Genomic DNA, 13,800 nt, shown 5'->3' with positions numbered 1-13,800 from the left:
ATTTTTACATAATACATAATCAAGAGTTATTTTATAATGAAACTTAGATGTAAAATGATTTTTGTATTTTATATTGACTGAAAACAAGCATCCCCCCGTCCTAAGTATATGACGGGGGGATGCTTGTTTTTTTAAGGCTTCACATCTAAGTTCTGTAAAAATAAAGTTGCTGTTACGTAACGCTTTGCTAACATTTTTACATAAGCGGTATGTACAGAAAGGGTTGCAATGATAATAGCGTTACGAATTGCTTCGCGTTGTTCGTTATTAATTTGATCGAACTTGCTTGCAATTTTATCAGCTTTTTCTTTTACGATGTTTTCAATTGTATGAACTGTATCTGTTGCATTTAGTTGTAAGCAATTCCCTTGATTGAGTTCTTCAAATAGAGAAGAGTATGCTACATATAAATGAACAGGATTGATTAAATCATCACTTCGATCAGCTGGATCATTTACAATAAGGCGTAATAGCTTACGAATGGATTCAAAATCAAGTGCTGTTTTTAAATCTTCGACAATAAATAGTAAGGCTGCTTGTTCAATTGAATATTTTTTCCCTTTTTGAGGAGAGCCAATCATTTCTTTTATATCTCGTTTCACCCAGTTTTGCATAGCAGTTACAGAGAAACTTGTGTTTTCAATCTGATTGCCAAGCGCAACTATTTCATTTAAAGAAAAACCGACATCAGTATCGTCAATTTTAATCAGTTTTTCAAAAATAGGTGAAAGTGCGGTAGTAATAAAAGCTGTAACGCTTTGTCCGCTTTCAATATCTTTTTTATGTGACTTTGCCCAAGCTTCTTGTAAAATACCGAGAGGCTTTTTCGTATTCCATCCTCTTAGTGATAGAAGAAGGGTAGCCATTTCGTTTCGTGTGAGATGAAATGTTTCCATCTTTTCACCTCCAAAATAATAAAAAGTTCTTATGAACTTATAATATGTTTTGTTTCATTTAAAGTCAATTCTGTTTTGCTTAATTTTTCCTTTGTCACCAAACTGTTGAAAGTAAATAATACTTGCATATTTCGACAAAAGTTCATATAATAAGTTCATAAGAACCTTTAAAATGTTCTTAAAAACAAATCTATCATTCTGAATTTACTAGAAAGATAGATTTCACATATATCTATATAAAAGGAGAATGGATATAATATGTTGAAAAAACTTGTAGCAGTAATGACAGCATTCATGGTTATCTTTGGGGCTAGTAGCTTTATGTTCGTAGATCATGCAGCAGCGAAAAGTTACAAATCTGGTAAAAAATCATTTACACCAAGTTCAGGTCAAAAGTCAAAAGTTGATTTAAACAAAAAAGACTCAAATGTAAATTCTCAAAAAACGACTCCAGATTCAAAAACGAAAGCAACAAACACGGCACCAAAAAGTAATAAAGGAAGCTTTATGAAAGGTTTATTACTAGGTGGTCTTGGTGGTTTACTAATGGGTAGCTTATTTGCAAATATGGGAGCTCTTGGTTCTGTATTAGCGTTTATGGTAAATATGTTAGTAATGGCTGGTATCGTAATGTTAGCAGTTCGTGCATTTAAATACTTCAAAGACCAACGTAAGAAGAAGGCAGATGAAGTAGCATGGAAACAATAAAAATTTCTGAACAAGAGCTTATAAATGCGCTTTGTATATATATCGCTGAAAAAAGACAAGTGGGTCCAGAAGAAGTATTAGTTGAACTCATGTATGATGACGACTACGGTTTCTCTGCGGAAGTAGAGGTAAATGGTCGCCAGCAAATTTTAATTCAAGCAAACTTAATCGAAGCTTTACGCTTATTGCTTGACAGAGAATATAATGTCAATCCATTCGCAGCGAGATTACAACTTGAATTAGATGATGAAGAAGGCATTTACGCATTAGCGAAAATTAATAACTCAGATGAGTAGGGAAGAGAGCTGTTGAGAATAATCTCAGCAGCTCTTTTTAGTATGTGCATATGTAGATGAGTAATCACGCCAAATTTCATTCATCTTTCGTCTACCGATATCTACCATCGGATTAAACTGAATTGCAGCTTTCTGACGAACAAAGTGAACGTTTTGAATGGCGTGAGATAATTGTTGGTCGACTATATCACGTTTTTTGCTTGCATATTTAGCAATAGATAGACCTGCAACTGTTCCTTGCGCCATCGCAATTTTTCCGCTTTCAATGCCTGTAATATTGCCGGCTACAAATAAACCAGGAAGAGGGGTTTCCATTGTTTCGGAATGGAGAGGAACGTGTCCGCCTAATTCTGAAATGTAATGGAAGGGACAACCAGCTACAGCTGCAAGTTCGGCAAGTGGGTATAATCCTCCGGCAATACAAACAAAATCTGCTTCATATATTTTCTCTGATCCATTAATAACATTTCCTTTAGAGTCAATATTAGCAATACGTACACCTTTAACTTGATCTGTTCCGATAATTTCAAGAGCTGCTTTCCGAAGGTGAAGTGGCGTTCCGTTTATTTTCATTCCGTTGTTTGGATAGAATGTTAATCCAGCTTTTCGAATCCAATCAAATTTCATAAAGTGGCTACCTATTCGCAAGAAAGCAGAAGGAGCGAGGTGAGCTGCATTTAAAAGAGAGTTTAAAACTTCTTCAGGTTCACCAGCTTTTTGACTTAACTCGCTTTTCTCAGGGAGTACAATATGATCCACTGTAATTCCCGCTAATTGCAATTCACTTAAAATGGCGAAAGACAAAATGTTAGCACCAATAATAATTCCTTTTTTTCCAACTTGCACGCGATGAACATTTGTCATAACTTGAGCTGCTCCAATTGACATCACTCCTGGAAGTGTCCAGCCAGGAAGGGGAATAGAATATTCCGCAGCTCCAGTAGCAAGTAGTACGAAAGGTGCTTCTAACGTACCGATATTAGTATGTACAAACCAATTGTTTTCATCTCTATCTAAATTATAGACCGAAACACCGCACCTGATATGTACTGAAAGTGATTCTGCTTCTTCATGAAGTCGCTTCGATTCTTTTATTCCGTTCCACCATTCTCCAGTAGGCTCTTGATGCAACTGTCCTAACAATCTCCCGCCTGGCTTCATAAATTCATCAATAACGAGCACTTTTAGTCCGAAACGAGCACAAGAAATAGAAGCAGATAATCCCGCTGGCCCTGCACCAATAATAATTACATCACTCATCGTTTTTTCACCATCTCTCTCACGATATTCGGATGCTGTTTCCCGCTTTCAACAATCATGTTTTCTTCTACAACAGTTAAGCATGCGCGTACATTTGTTTGATTATTTACTGTCATGCGGCATTCGGAACAGTGCCCGATATTACAATAAATACTTCGCGGTGTTCCGCTATCTTCATGAACTCTTAATGTCCGTATTCCATTTGCTAACAGGGCAGCAGCTATCGTTTCATGTTCATATGCTCCGTATTGATGACCGTTAAATTGAAAGGTAATACGCTCACTACTTTGTAAAGTACCTAAAATAGGGTGATGTGTAATTCTACTCATTTACTTTCACCTACCGATCCAAAAGTAACTGCACGTATTGGTGGTTGATATTTTAACGGTAGTTCATTAAGAGTTACGTCAGGATTCGCATTTTCAATCATTCGATCTATCATTATTCTGCATGTGCGACCACCGCAAAATCCCATGCCAGCACGTGTTCTTAGTTTTAATTCTCTTGCCGAGCAGTTATATTCAGCAATTGTCGATTGAAGTTGCCCATATGTAACCTCTTCACAACGACAAACGATTAAGTTGTTTTTATTTGTCATGTGTATTCCTCCTCTAGTTCGGTTTTCACAAATTATATATGCAAAAATCATGCCAATATAGAGGAGGGAGAGAGGGCTACCTGTAAACGCCTGATCGGTGCATACTGATTCTTTATTGAAGTCCAAGTTTCTTTAAACGGTTATATAAAGTAGCCCTTGTTACACCAAGTTGTTTTGCGCATTCTAATTTATTCCCATTTAAAATTCGTAAAGCCCTTTCAATAACTTTTTTCTCATGCTCATCCATCTCTTCTTGTAAAGAAAGGATTGTATTATTGTTGCTGAGTAATAGGGAATGGGCTGTATGGTTGTCTAAAGTTTCAGTCGTATGAAATGGTAAATATTCTTGTTTTATAATTCCGTCTGTTGCGAATACCACAAGCCGTTCAACAACATTTCGAAGTTCGCGAATATTACCTGGCCAATTGTAATGAAGCAGTTCATGCATAATGCTTGAAGGTAAGTCACGAATTGGTCTGTTATAGTTGATTGAAAAATCGTTTAAGAAAGAATAGGTTAATTCAATAATATCCTCGCGTCTTTCGCGCAGCGGTGGAATCTGCAAGCTAACTACATTTAAGCGGTAATATAAATCTTCTCGGAAAGTTCCTTTTCTCATTTCTTCTTGTAAATCACGATTTGTAGCAGCGATAATACGGAAATCAATATTAATTTCTTTTTCACCACCAACTCGGTAATACTTTCGCTCTTGCAGTACACGTAACAGTTTTACTTGCATATCAAGTGGCATTTCACCTATTTCATCAAGAAATAAAGTACCGCCTTGCGCGAGTTCAATTTTACCTTTTTTTCCTTTACTATTTGCTCCAGAAAACGCCCCACGCTCGTAACCGAATAATTCACTTTCAAATAATGCTTCTGGAATTGCCCCGCAGTTAATCGAAATGAAAGGCGCCTTCGCTGCTTCACTTGCTTCATGAATTGCTTTAGCAAATACTTCTTTTCCAACTCCGCTTTCCCCAAGTATTAAAACAGTTGATTTCACCGAACAAACTTTTCTAGCTAATTGTATCGTTCTTTGTATAACAGGACTTTTTCCATTCATCGCAAGGAATGGATCGGATTCATCTTTATACTTTGCCACTTCTTGTTCTAAACGGTGCATTTCATGTGACATATTAAATAGTTTTTCATTTAAAGCGACTTGATTTGTAACATCTGTTTCTGAAACGACTGCTCCTATAATTTCATCATTACAATAAACTGGATTTGAATTAATTAATACGAATAAATCGGGACGAGGCTGATGGAACTGAGCGACTATGCTTTTTCCATCATGTAAAGATTGTAAAATTTCCAAGTCTTTATAATCAAAAAAACGAGTAATCGGTTGCCCAATAATCTCATTATGGTTGACTGAAAATATTTTTTCAGCACCATCTGTCCAAGTTCGAACGCATTCTTTACTATCAATTACTGTAACAGAAGAGTCAGTTGTTTGTATTACAGTGTCATAAAATGACTGTAGTTCATTGTAGGACTTATAAAGAAATGGAATCATTTGCTGAGAAGTTATACAGCATATCGGCTCATCGTTTTCGTTAAGGATGATAACAGCTAATTCATAAGAAAAAGCGTCAATTAATGCAGTGAATGAGTCATCTACATAAATAATTGCGCAATTATATTCTTCTGTAGTAGAAGGGAGGTAATAAAACCTTTCGTTTATTTTCTTAATGCGATCAAGGCTACATGTATGATTGATTAAAACGCTTTCCAAAAATTCTTGTATAGTCGGAAATGAGAATTCCATAATGTCCTCCTGTTATGTATAAAAATTTTGACAGTGATAAAAAAATAATACACCTATTTACTATGAATTTAAAATATTTTTACAAATAAAAATATTATTTATAAAAATTGTATATGTACAGAATTGGCACGTCAATTGCATAAAAAGAAAGTGAGAGGGCTAGGAAAGGAGGAGTATATTGTGAGGCACTGCGACGTTTTAATTATAGGTGGTGGAATAATAGGGTGTTCTATCGCTTATTACACTTCAAAATACGGAAGAGACGTAACAATCATTGAAAAAGGGGAATTTGTCAGCGGGACGTCTTCACGGTGTGATGGGAATATTTTGGCCATTGATAAAGACCCGGGATTTGATAGTCAAATGTCTTTAGTAAGTCAAAAATTAGTAACTGATTTAAGTGAAGAATTAGAGCATTCATTTGAATATAGGGCACCAGGAAGTATTCTCGTATGTGAGTCAGACGAAGAGATGGAAGCTGCGCAGCAATGGGTAAATCGGCAAAAAGAAGCTGGATTACCGTTTCGAATGCTTGATAGGCAAGATATAAGGGAAGAGTCGCCTTTTTTTGCTGATGATTTATTAGGCGGTTTAGAATGTGCGACGGATTCAACTGTGAATCCATATCTCCTTGCTTTCTCGCTTCTGTCAGAGGCACAAAAGTTTGGCGCAAAAGCTTTTAAGCAGACGGAAGTAAAGAGTATGGAAATAGAGACGGATGGTTCATTTGTTGTAGAAACTACGAATGGAACTTTTACAGCACAACAAGTTGTAAATGCAGCGGGTGTGTGGGCTCCTAAGATTGGTCAGATGTTAAATGTAAATATACCAATTGAACCGAGAAAAGGGCATATTATTGTAGCATCAAGACAACAACACGTAGGGTGCCGTAAAGTAATGGAATTCGGTTATTTAATTTCTAAATTTGGCGGAAAACGAAAAGTAGATGCTTTAACTGAAAAATACGGGGTTGCGCTCGTATTTGAGCCTACTGAAAGTCAAAATTTCTTAATTGGAAGTAGCCGTGAATTTGTAGGGTTTCATACGAGAATAAACAATGAAGTCATTAAATGTATTGCAAATAGAGCGATTCGCTTTTATCCGAAAATGGCAGATATGATGGTAATTCGTTCTTACGCTGGTTTACGTCCGTGGACAGAAGATCATTTACCGATTATTTCACGAGTGGAACATATTCCAAATTATTTCATTGCCGCTGGGCATGAAGGGGATGGGATTAGTCTTGCAGCAGTTACTGGGAAAGTAATTGAAGAGTTATTAAATGAAAAAGAGACAATTATTCCTATTGAACCACTTCGTTTGAGTCGTTTTACAGAAAGGGTGTTAAACGGATGAAGTCACAAAGAGTCTTTACGACAATTGATACACATACGGGTGGGAATCCAACGAGGACATTAATTAGTGGACTTCCAAAGTTGATTGGAGAGACGATGGCAGAGAAGATGTTACATATGAAAAAGGAGTATGATTGGATTCGAAAATTGTTAATGAATGAACCGCGTGGTCATGATGTAATGTCAGGGGCATTATTAACAGACCCGTGTCATCCTGAGGCTGATATAGGTGTTATATACATAGAGACAGGTGGATATTTACCGATGTGTGGTCACGATACAATCGGTGTATGTACAGCGTTAGTTGAATCAGGTTTAATTCCGGTAGTTGAACCGATTACTTCTTTAAAACTAGATACACCGGCTGGCTTAGTTGAAGTAGATATTGCTGTTCAAGATGGAAAAGCAAAAGAAGTATCTTTCTGTAACATACCAGCTTTTTTATTAAAAAATATTACTGTACAAGTGAAAGACATTGGAACTATAGAAGCTGATATTGCGTATGGAGGGAATTTTTATGCCATTATTGATGCGAAATCAGTAGATCTAGAATTAGTACCAGAAAATGCATCTACAATCATCGATAAGGCGATTCATATAAGAAACACAATTAATGAGAAGTTTGAAATCACTCATCCAGAGTATTCGTTTATAAGAGGATTAACACATGTTGAATTTTATACAGATCCTACTCATGAATGTGCGCATGTGAAAAATACAGTTGTTGTACCACCAGGCGGAATAGATCGATCTCCATGCGGTACAGGAACATCTGCGAAGCTAGCTGTATTATACGCTCAGAAAGGAATCGAAATTGGTGAAGAGTTCATTCATGAGAGTATCGTTGGTTCTTTATTTAAAGGATATGTCATGAATACGACACATGTTGAAAATATTGAAGCTGTCATAACGAAAATTACGGGATCAGCTTGGCTTATGGGTATGCATAGATTTTTTTACAATGAAATGGATCCACTTAAAGAAGGATTTTTGCTAATTCCGCCGATGGAACATGAAACGGAGGATATAAAATGAACATTCAAAAAATGTATACAGCAGTAGACGTACATGTAAATGGCGAGGCATTTCGTGTAATGAAAGACGTACCATGCAAATACTACTACAGTTTGGAGCAATTAAATGAACAATTTTCGGGTGAATTAGCAGAAGAGATGAAGCTTTTATTAAATGAACCACGTGGTTTTATCGGTTTGAATGGGTGTATTGTCGTTCCATCTATCCATAATGAAGTGGATGCAGCTGTATTATTTTTTAATCATGAAGGTTCGGTTCCGCTTCATTATGGGGGCATTGTTGCGGTAATAACGATGTTACTCGAAAGTGGGTATTTAAAAAAGAGAGAGTCCAATCAATACAAAATTGAAACGTTATGTGGAATATTTTTAGTTCATGCGTATGTAGAGAATGATGAAGTTATATCGGTTTCGTTTGAAAGCAAACTATGCTATATGATTGAGAAAAATTTACAGGTTGGTAATGTAAGTTATTCTCTTATACAAGCAGATAAAGTATATGCAGTTGTAGAAAAAGGTGCGTATTCGCCAGAAATTCGCATGGAAAACATTTCTGAATTGAAAAGATGGGGAGAAGCTACACTGCAGGCTATACAAAAACAGTCGCTAATAAAAAGGCTTATTTTAGTAGATCCTTCGCAAAAAGAAAAGAACCATATAAAATCGATTACATTTCATGAAGATAACTTTATCGTACGTTCGCCAGGTTTTGTTTCTACTATTGTATCCTATGTTCATGCGTTATTTAAAAATGATTATATGGCGGATAAACCTTTTAAAAATGAAAGTATATTTAATAGTTTTATAACTGTGGAAAAAGTGAAGAAGGAGGAACTAGGATACATTTTCCGTTTTGAAAGTAGAGGATTTATTACAGGGATGCAGACGTTTCTATTAGACCCTACGGATCCATTTCCGGCAGGTTTCTTATTAAAATAAAATGTGATAAGGAGAGATAAATATGCAAAAAATTAAAGGGGCATTCCCAGTATTAATAACACCGATGGATGAATTTCAGGAAATTAATTGGGATGGGGTAAAGCAAAATGTAAATTACTTTATCGAACAAAACGTTGCAGGTATCATCATTAATGGAAGTACAGGAGAATTTGTAAGTTTATCAAAAGAAGAGCGATTTAAAATGGTAGAAACCGTTTTGAAAGAAATTGATGGCCGTATTCCAGTTATTGTTGGAACTGCTGCGGAAACGACGAAAGAAACAATTGAATATACGAAGCATGCAGAAGCACACGGAGCGGATTGTGCATTAATTATAAACTCTTACTATTGTAAACCGAAGGAAGAGGAGATTTATTTTCATTTTAAAGAAATCTCAAACTCTGTAAATATACCAATTATGTTATACAATAATCCATTTACTTCTGGTGTTGATATGAGTACAGAGCTAATGCTCCGTATTGGAAAAGAGTGTGAAAATGTTACACATATTAAAGAATCTAGCGGAGATATTCGAAAAGCGAGAGATTTAGTAAGACAAAGTGAAGGGGCTTTCCAAGTCTTCTGTGGTTCTGAAGATTTAGTTATGGAATCATATTTAGTTGGTGCCTCGGGATGGGTTTCAGTAGCAGGAAATATCGTTCCCGGTCTCGTTACAAAAATGTATGAGCATTTTCAAAATGGTGAATTAGAAAAGGCGTGGGAAATAAACGATGCTATTTTACCACTTTGCGAGTTTCTTGAAGGATCAGGGAAATATGTTCAAATCGTTAAACGTTCTATGGAATTACATGGGCAAGCGGGAGGACCTTCTCGCTATCCAAGACTAGGGTTAACTGTAGAAGAAGATCAAAAGCTTCAAACGATTTTATCAAATATTGCAGCTCATGCAGCTGTTTAAATAAGGAGGAGGACATAATGTTAAAGACAAATATTGAGCTGAAACCAAAAGTGGAAGCGTTTTTAAATGAAGAAATTAAAATGTTTATTAATGGCGAATTTGTTTCTGCTATTGGCGGAAAGACGTTTGAAACGTACAATCCAGCAACAGAAGATGTTCTAGCTGTCGTATGTGAAGCGCAAGAAGAGGATATTGATGCTGCAGTAAAAGCGGCAAGATCTGCATTTGAATCTGGCCCGTGGGCAGAAATGACTACTGCTGAAAGAGCGCATCTTATTTATAAATTAGCAGATTTAATTGAAGAACATAGAGAAGAATTAGCGCAACTAGAAGCTTTAGATAATGGAAAGCCATACCAAGTAGCACTTGATGATGATATTTCAGCGACTGTAGAAAATTATCGTTATTACGCAGGATGGACTACAAAAATTATTGGGCAAACAATCCCGATTTCAAAAGATTACTTAAATTATACGAGACATGAACCTGTTGGTGTTGTAGGACAAATTATTCCGTGGAATTTTCCGCTTGTTATGTCTTCTTGGAAAATGGGAGCTGCACTGGCGACAGGTTGTACGATTGTATTAAAGCCAGCAGAGCAAACGCCTTTATCTTTACTATATGCAGCGAAACTCTTTAAAGAGGCTGGATTTCCAAACGGCGTTGTAAACTTTGTACCAGGCTTTGGTCCTGAAGCAGGGGCTGCAATTGTAAATCATCACGACATTGATAAAGTTGCTTTTACAGGATCTACTGTTACAGGAAAGTACATTATGCGTCAGTCTGCAGAAATGATTAAGCATGTAACGTTAGAGCTTGGCGGAAAATCACCAAATATCATTTTAGAAGATGCGGACTTGGAAGAAGCGATTAATGGTGCATTCCAAGGTATTATGTATAATCACGGTCAAAATTGTAGCGCAGGATCACGTGTGTTTGTTCATCGTAAACATTATGAAACTGTAGTAGATGCACTTGTGAAAATGGCGAACAACGTAAAACTTGGAGCAGGTATGGAGAAAGAAACGGAAATGGGTCCACTCGTATCTAAGAAACAACAAGAGCGTGTGTTAAATTACATTGAGCAAGGGAAGAAAGAAGGCGCTACAGTTGCGGCTGGTGGTGAACGTGCACTTGAAAAGGGTTATTTCGTTAAGCCAACTGTATTCACAGACGTTACAGACGATATGACAATCGTTAAGGAAGAAATATTTGGACCAGTTGTTGTTGTTCTGCCATTTGATTCGACAGAAGAAGTAATTGAACGAGCGAACAACTCATCCTATGGCCTTGCTGCGGGTGTATGGACGCAAAATATCAAAACGGGTCATCAAGTGGCAAATAAATTAAAAGCAGGAACAGTATGGATTAATGATTATAACTTAGAAAATGCAGCTGCACCATTTGGTGGATATAAACAATCTGGTATTGGCCGCGAATTAGGTTCATATGCGCTTGATAATTATACAGAAGTGAAAAGTGTTTGGGTAAATATAAAGTAATAGGGCGTTTTACTGATAAAAATTGAGGGATGAAATAATGAAAGATGCGGACAACTAGAAAGTTTGATAATAGTTGTCCGTTTTTTTTATATACAAAATTGCTTTTCAAAAGAATGATAAGGGGGATTTGGATGGAGAATTTAGTAGAATGGTTAGTAGGGCAAGTGTGGAGTATCGGTTTAGTTGTTTTTGCATTAGGGGCAGGCGTATATTTCACGATTGCAACACGCTTTTTGCAAATCCGTTATTTTAAAGAGATGATTAAACTATTATTTGAAGGAAAGAGTTCAGAGACGGGAATATCATCTTTTCAGGCATTTTGTTTAGCCTTATCAGGAAGAGTTGGAATTGGTAATATTGCAGGGGTAGCGACAGCAATTGCTTTCGGCGGTCCTGGAGCTGTATTTTGGATGTGGGTAATGGTTTTGTTAGGGGCAGCGAGCGCGTTTGTAGAATCAACATTATCTCAAGTATACAAAAGTAAAATAGGGAATGAATATCGCGGCGGTACTCCATATTTCATTGAGAAAGGTTTGAAAATGAAATGGTTTGCAGTCATTGTAGCAGTAGTTGTAACACTTTCATATGGCGTTTTATTACCAGGTATTCAATCTAGTAGTATCGCAGTTGGATTTGAAAACTCTAATGGTATTAGCAAATATATAACTGGTATATTTTTAGTCTTGTTACTAGCAGCAATTATTTTTGGTGGTGTAAAGAGAATTGCTGGCGTTTCTCAAATGCTTGTTCCATTTATGGCAATTGGTTATGTAATTGTTACATGTATCATATTAATTGCGAATGTAACGGAGATTCCAAGTATGTTTGCTTTAATTTTCTCTAGCGCATTTGGTGTAAATGAAATGTTTGGTGGAATTGTTGGTGCAGCTATTGCATGGGGCGTAAAACGCGCTGTATTTTCAAACGTTGCTGGTGTCGGAGAAGCGACGTATAGTTCGGCGGCTGCTGAAGTATCGCATCCCGCAAAACAAGGATTAGTTCAAGCGTTTTCCGTATATATCGATACAATTGTCGTATGTACAGCGACAGCTCTTATGATTTTAATAACAGGTATGTACAATGTTATACCTGAAGGGAAAACCACCATTGTACAAAACATAGGAAATGTGGAAGCTGGTCCAATTTATACACAACAAGCAGTTGAAACTGTGATAACAGGGTTTGGTCCAATATTTATTTCAATTGCGATTTTCTTTTTTGCATTTACAACGTTACTCGCTTACTACTATATCGCTGAAACAACACTTACTTATTTAGATCGTCAACTGAAGTATGGCTGGTTAAAACCAGTTTTAAAATTTGGATTTTTAATTATGGTTTACATCGGTAGCGTTGAATCAGCGTCGCTTTTATGGAATCTTGGAGATTTAGGAATCGGTAGTATGGCATGGTTAAACTTAATCGCAATCTTACTTTTAAGTAAAACCGCATTAAAAGTGTTAAAAGATTATGAAACGCAGAAAAAAGAAGGGAAAGATCCAGTATTTAATCCTAAAAATGTGGGGATTGAAGGATTAACATTTTGGGAAGAAAGAAGTAAAGAGGTTGAAAGAAAAAGTTCTAGTGAAAAAGTTATTGTAGATGATAATTTAAAATTATAACTTAAATTAACTGAAAATTCTTAATTTAAAAGAAGGTATATTACCTCCATTTCATCACATACTACAATAGGTATGGATAATATGACTGGAGGGAATAAGATGGAACATGGGCAACATAGTTCGATAAATGATATTCTACATCATTATAAAGAAGGTATAGGTAGTTTTACAAATCAAATTCCTGAAATCGCTGAGACATATAATGCTTTCACGCAAGCTTGTTTTCAAGAGGGTGCTTTAACAAAAAGAGAAAAGCAACTTATTGCATTAGGAATTAGTTTAGCAACGCAAGATGAGTATTGTACAATTTATCATACAAAAGGTTGTCTTGATCAAGGATGTTCGGATAAAGAGATTCTGGAAGCATGTGGTGTTTCAGCAGCATTTGCTGGCGGAGCTGCGATGAGTCAAGCGGTAACTTTAGTGCAAGAGTGTTTAACAGAACTGAAAAATCAAAAGCATTGAATAAAAAAACGTTTTAAACTTTATGTTTAAAACGTTTTTTATGTGAAGTTAAATTTGAGTATAAAAATTATCTAGGATGGGTTCAATTTATGGTTATACAATAATGGGAGAATTTTAAATTTAGTAGGCATGAGAAATAACAACTATTTATTTAATTTTAAGGTTTTGTAAAAAGCTTCAATTGCTTCATATAATCAATGGCTTTTGTTTTATTTTTCTGTTTAGAAACATAATGTGCCTCATTAAAATCTCTATAGTAACTGTTAACTACTTCTTCAGAAAGAGCACCGTCAGAGATAGCTCTTTTAACCGCGCAGTTTGGTTCGTTTGTATGTGAACAGTTAGAAAATTTACATCTCATAGAAATCTTTTTTATATCTTCATATCCAAATTCAAAATTCCCCTCAAGGTTTATCAAGTCAAATCCTATTT

Annotated in this window: 15 protein-coding genes; 9 read left to right on the top strand and 6 right to left on the bottom strand. The window is 36.0% G+C overall.

The features are described from left to right. Nucleotides 1–131: 131 nt before the first annotated feature. Nucleotides 132–896 (bottom strand): DUF1836 domain-containing protein, encoded by a 765-nt coding sequence (locus ACQGS6_RS14445; protein WP_426965248.1) that lies wholly within the window; start codon nucleotides 894–896, stop codon nucleotides 132–134. A gap of 258 nt (nucleotides 897–1,154) precedes the next feature. On the opposite strand from ACQGS6_RS14445, the gene ACQGS6_RS14440 reads away from it, so the two are divergent. After that, nucleotides 1,155–1,604: a hypothetical protein gene (locus ACQGS6_RS14440; protein ID WP_000914478.1), complete on the top strand. Its 450-nt coding sequence runs from the start codon at nucleotides 1,155–1,157 to the stop codon at nucleotides 1,602–1,604. Further along, nucleotides 1,592–1,900 carry a YxcD family protein gene (locus ACQGS6_RS14435; protein ID WP_000447748.1) on the top strand — a complete coding sequence of 103 codons (309 nt, stop codon included), beginning with the start codon at nucleotides 1,592–1,594 and terminating at the stop codon, nucleotides 1,898–1,900. The genes ACQGS6_RS14440 and ACQGS6_RS14435 overlap by 13 nt, the downstream gene beginning before the upstream one ends. A gap of 24 nt (nucleotides 1,901–1,924) precedes the next feature. On the opposite strand, the gene ACQGS6_RS14430 is transcribed toward ACQGS6_RS14435, so the two are convergent. The 4 genes from ACQGS6_RS14430 to ACQGS6_RS14415 form a co-directional block, all read right to left on the bottom strand. Beyond that, a complete protein-coding gene (locus tag ACQGS6_RS14430) occupies nucleotides 1,925–3,160 on the bottom strand; it encodes an NAD(P)/FAD-dependent oxidoreductase (protein WP_025966120.1) in 1,236 nt (411 codons plus the stop codon). Next, nucleotides 3,157–3,489, bottom strand: coding sequence for a (2Fe-2S)-binding protein (locus tag ACQGS6_RS14425; protein WP_000087068.1), 333 nt, complete (start codon nucleotides 3,487–3,489; stop codon nucleotides 3,157–3,159). Before ACQGS6_RS14425 ends, ACQGS6_RS14430 begins: the two co-directional genes overlap by 4 nt. Next, a complete protein-coding gene (locus ACQGS6_RS14420; protein WP_000182619.1) occupies nucleotides 3,486–3,758 on the bottom strand; it encodes a (2Fe-2S)-binding protein in 273 nt (90 codons plus the stop codon). The genes ACQGS6_RS14425 and ACQGS6_RS14420 overlap by 4 nt, the downstream gene beginning before the upstream one ends. 112 nt (nucleotides 3,759–3,870) lie before the next feature. Continuing rightward, nucleotides 3,871–5,532 (bottom strand): sigma-54 interaction domain-containing protein, encoded by a 1,662-nt coding sequence (locus ACQGS6_RS14415; RefSeq protein ID WP_000395824.1) that lies wholly within the window; start codon nucleotides 5,530–5,532, stop codon nucleotides 3,871–3,873. A gap of 180 nt (nucleotides 5,533–5,712) precedes the next feature. Between ACQGS6_RS14415 and ACQGS6_RS14410 the strand changes: the two genes are divergently transcribed. The 7 genes from ACQGS6_RS14410 (at nucleotide 5,713) to ACQGS6_RS14380 (ending at nucleotide 13,368) form a co-directional block, all read left to right on the top strand. After that, nucleotides 5,713–6,888, top strand: coding sequence for an NAD(P)/FAD-dependent oxidoreductase (locus tag ACQGS6_RS14410; protein ID WP_001215260.1), 1,176 nt, complete (start codon nucleotides 5,713–5,715; stop codon nucleotides 6,886–6,888). Continuing rightward, nucleotides 6,885–7,922 carry a proline racemase family protein gene (locus tag ACQGS6_RS14405; RefSeq protein WP_000842050.1) on the top strand — a complete coding sequence of 346 codons (1,038 nt, stop codon included), beginning with the start codon at nucleotides 6,885–6,887 and terminating at the stop codon, nucleotides 7,920–7,922. Before ACQGS6_RS14410 ends, ACQGS6_RS14405 begins: the two co-directional genes overlap by 4 nt. Further along, nucleotides 7,919–8,860: a proline racemase family protein gene (locus ACQGS6_RS14400; protein ID WP_001025566.1), complete on the top strand. Its 942-nt coding sequence runs from the start codon at nucleotides 7,919–7,921 to the stop codon at nucleotides 8,858–8,860. The genes ACQGS6_RS14405 and ACQGS6_RS14400 overlap by 4 nt, the downstream gene beginning before the upstream one ends. 22 nt (nucleotides 8,861–8,882) lie before the next feature. Next, a complete protein-coding gene (gene dapA, locus ACQGS6_RS14395; RefSeq protein WP_001169465.1) occupies nucleotides 8,883–9,779 on the top strand; it encodes a 4-hydroxy-tetrahydrodipicolinate synthase in 897 nt (298 codons plus the stop codon). Between the two features lie 17 nt (nucleotides 9,780–9,796). After that, nucleotides 9,797–11,281: an aldehyde dehydrogenase family protein gene (locus tag ACQGS6_RS14390; protein ID WP_000920976.1), complete on the top strand. Its 1,485-nt coding sequence runs from the start codon at nucleotides 9,797–9,799 to the stop codon at nucleotides 11,279–11,281. Nucleotides 11,282–11,412: 131 nt separating this feature from the next. Further along, nucleotides 11,413–12,903 carry an alanine/glycine:cation symporter family protein gene (locus ACQGS6_RS14385; RefSeq protein ID WP_426965247.1) on the top strand — a complete coding sequence of 497 codons (1,491 nt, stop codon included), beginning with the start codon at nucleotides 11,413–11,415 and terminating at the stop codon, nucleotides 12,901–12,903. A gap of 72 nt (nucleotides 12,904–12,975) precedes the next feature. Then, entirely contained in the window at nucleotides 12,976–13,368 is a 393-nt protein-coding gene (locus tag ACQGS6_RS14380) for a carboxymuconolactone decarboxylase family protein (protein WP_426965246.1), read from the top strand. A gap of 157 nt (nucleotides 13,369–13,525) precedes the next feature. Here ACQGS6_RS14380 and ACQGS6_RS14375 read toward each other — a convergent pair whose 3' ends face one another. Beyond that, nucleotides 13,526–13,798, bottom strand: coding sequence for a hypothetical protein (locus ACQGS6_RS14375; RefSeq protein ID WP_025966121.1), 273 nt, complete (start codon nucleotides 13,796–13,798; stop codon nucleotides 13,526–13,528). Nucleotides 13,799–13,800: the final 2 nt, after the last annotated feature.

Origin of the sequence: Bacillus sp. GMs2/2 (assembly GCF_050172095.1) — a bacterium.
Lineage (GTDB): Bacteria > Bacillota > Bacilli > Bacillales > Bacillaceae_G > Bacillus_A > Bacillus_A cereus.
Note: the sequence above shows the minus strand (reverse complement) of the source record. Positions and strands in the feature narration are given on the sequence as shown.

Coding starts and splice junctions, on each gene's coding strand:
- ACQGS6_RS14430 (WP_025966120.1), bottom strand. CDS start 3,160: ATGAGTGATGTAATTATTATTGGTGCAGGGCCAGCGGGATTATCTGCT.
- ACQGS6_RS14400 (WP_001025566.1), top strand. CDS start 7,919: ATGAACATTCAAAAAATGTATACAGCAGTAGACGTACATGTAAATGGC.
- ACQGS6_RS14380 (WP_426965246.1), top strand. CDS start 12,976: ATGGATAATATGACTGGAGGGAATAAGATGGAACATGGGCAACATAGT.
- ACQGS6_RS14390 (WP_000920976.1), top strand. CDS start 9,797: ATGTTAAAGACAAATATTGAGCTGAAACCAAAAGTGGAAGCGTTTTTA.
- ACQGS6_RS14405 (WP_000842050.1), top strand. CDS start 6,885: ATGAAGTCACAAAGAGTCTTTACGACAATTGATACACATACGGGTGGG.
- ACQGS6_RS14420 (WP_000182619.1), bottom strand. CDS start 3,758: ATGACAAATAAAAACAACTTAATCGTTTGTCGTTGTGAAGAGGTTACA.
- ACQGS6_RS14445 (WP_426965248.1), bottom strand. CDS start 896: ATGGAAACATTTCATCTCACACGAAACGAAATGGCTACCCTTCTTCTA.
- ACQGS6_RS14435 (WP_000447748.1), top strand. CDS start 1,592: ATGGAAACAATAAAAATTTCTGAACAAGAGCTTATAAATGCGCTTTGT.
- ACQGS6_RS14440 (WP_000914478.1), top strand. CDS start 1,155: ATGTTGAAAAAACTTGTAGCAGTAATGACAGCATTCATGGTTATCTTT.
- dapA (WP_001169465.1), top strand. CDS start 8,883: ATGCAAAAAATTAAAGGGGCATTCCCAGTATTAATAACACCGATGGAT.
- ACQGS6_RS14385 (WP_426965247.1), top strand. CDS start 11,413: ATGGAGAATTTAGTAGAATGGTTAGTAGGGCAAGTGTGGAGTATCGGT.
- ACQGS6_RS14425 (WP_000087068.1), bottom strand. CDS start 3,489: ATGAGTAGAATTACACATCACCCTATTTTAGGTACTTTACAAAGTAGT.
- ACQGS6_RS14415 (WP_000395824.1), bottom strand. CDS start 5,532: ATGGAATTCTCATTTCCGACTATACAAGAATTTTTGGAAAGCGTTTTA.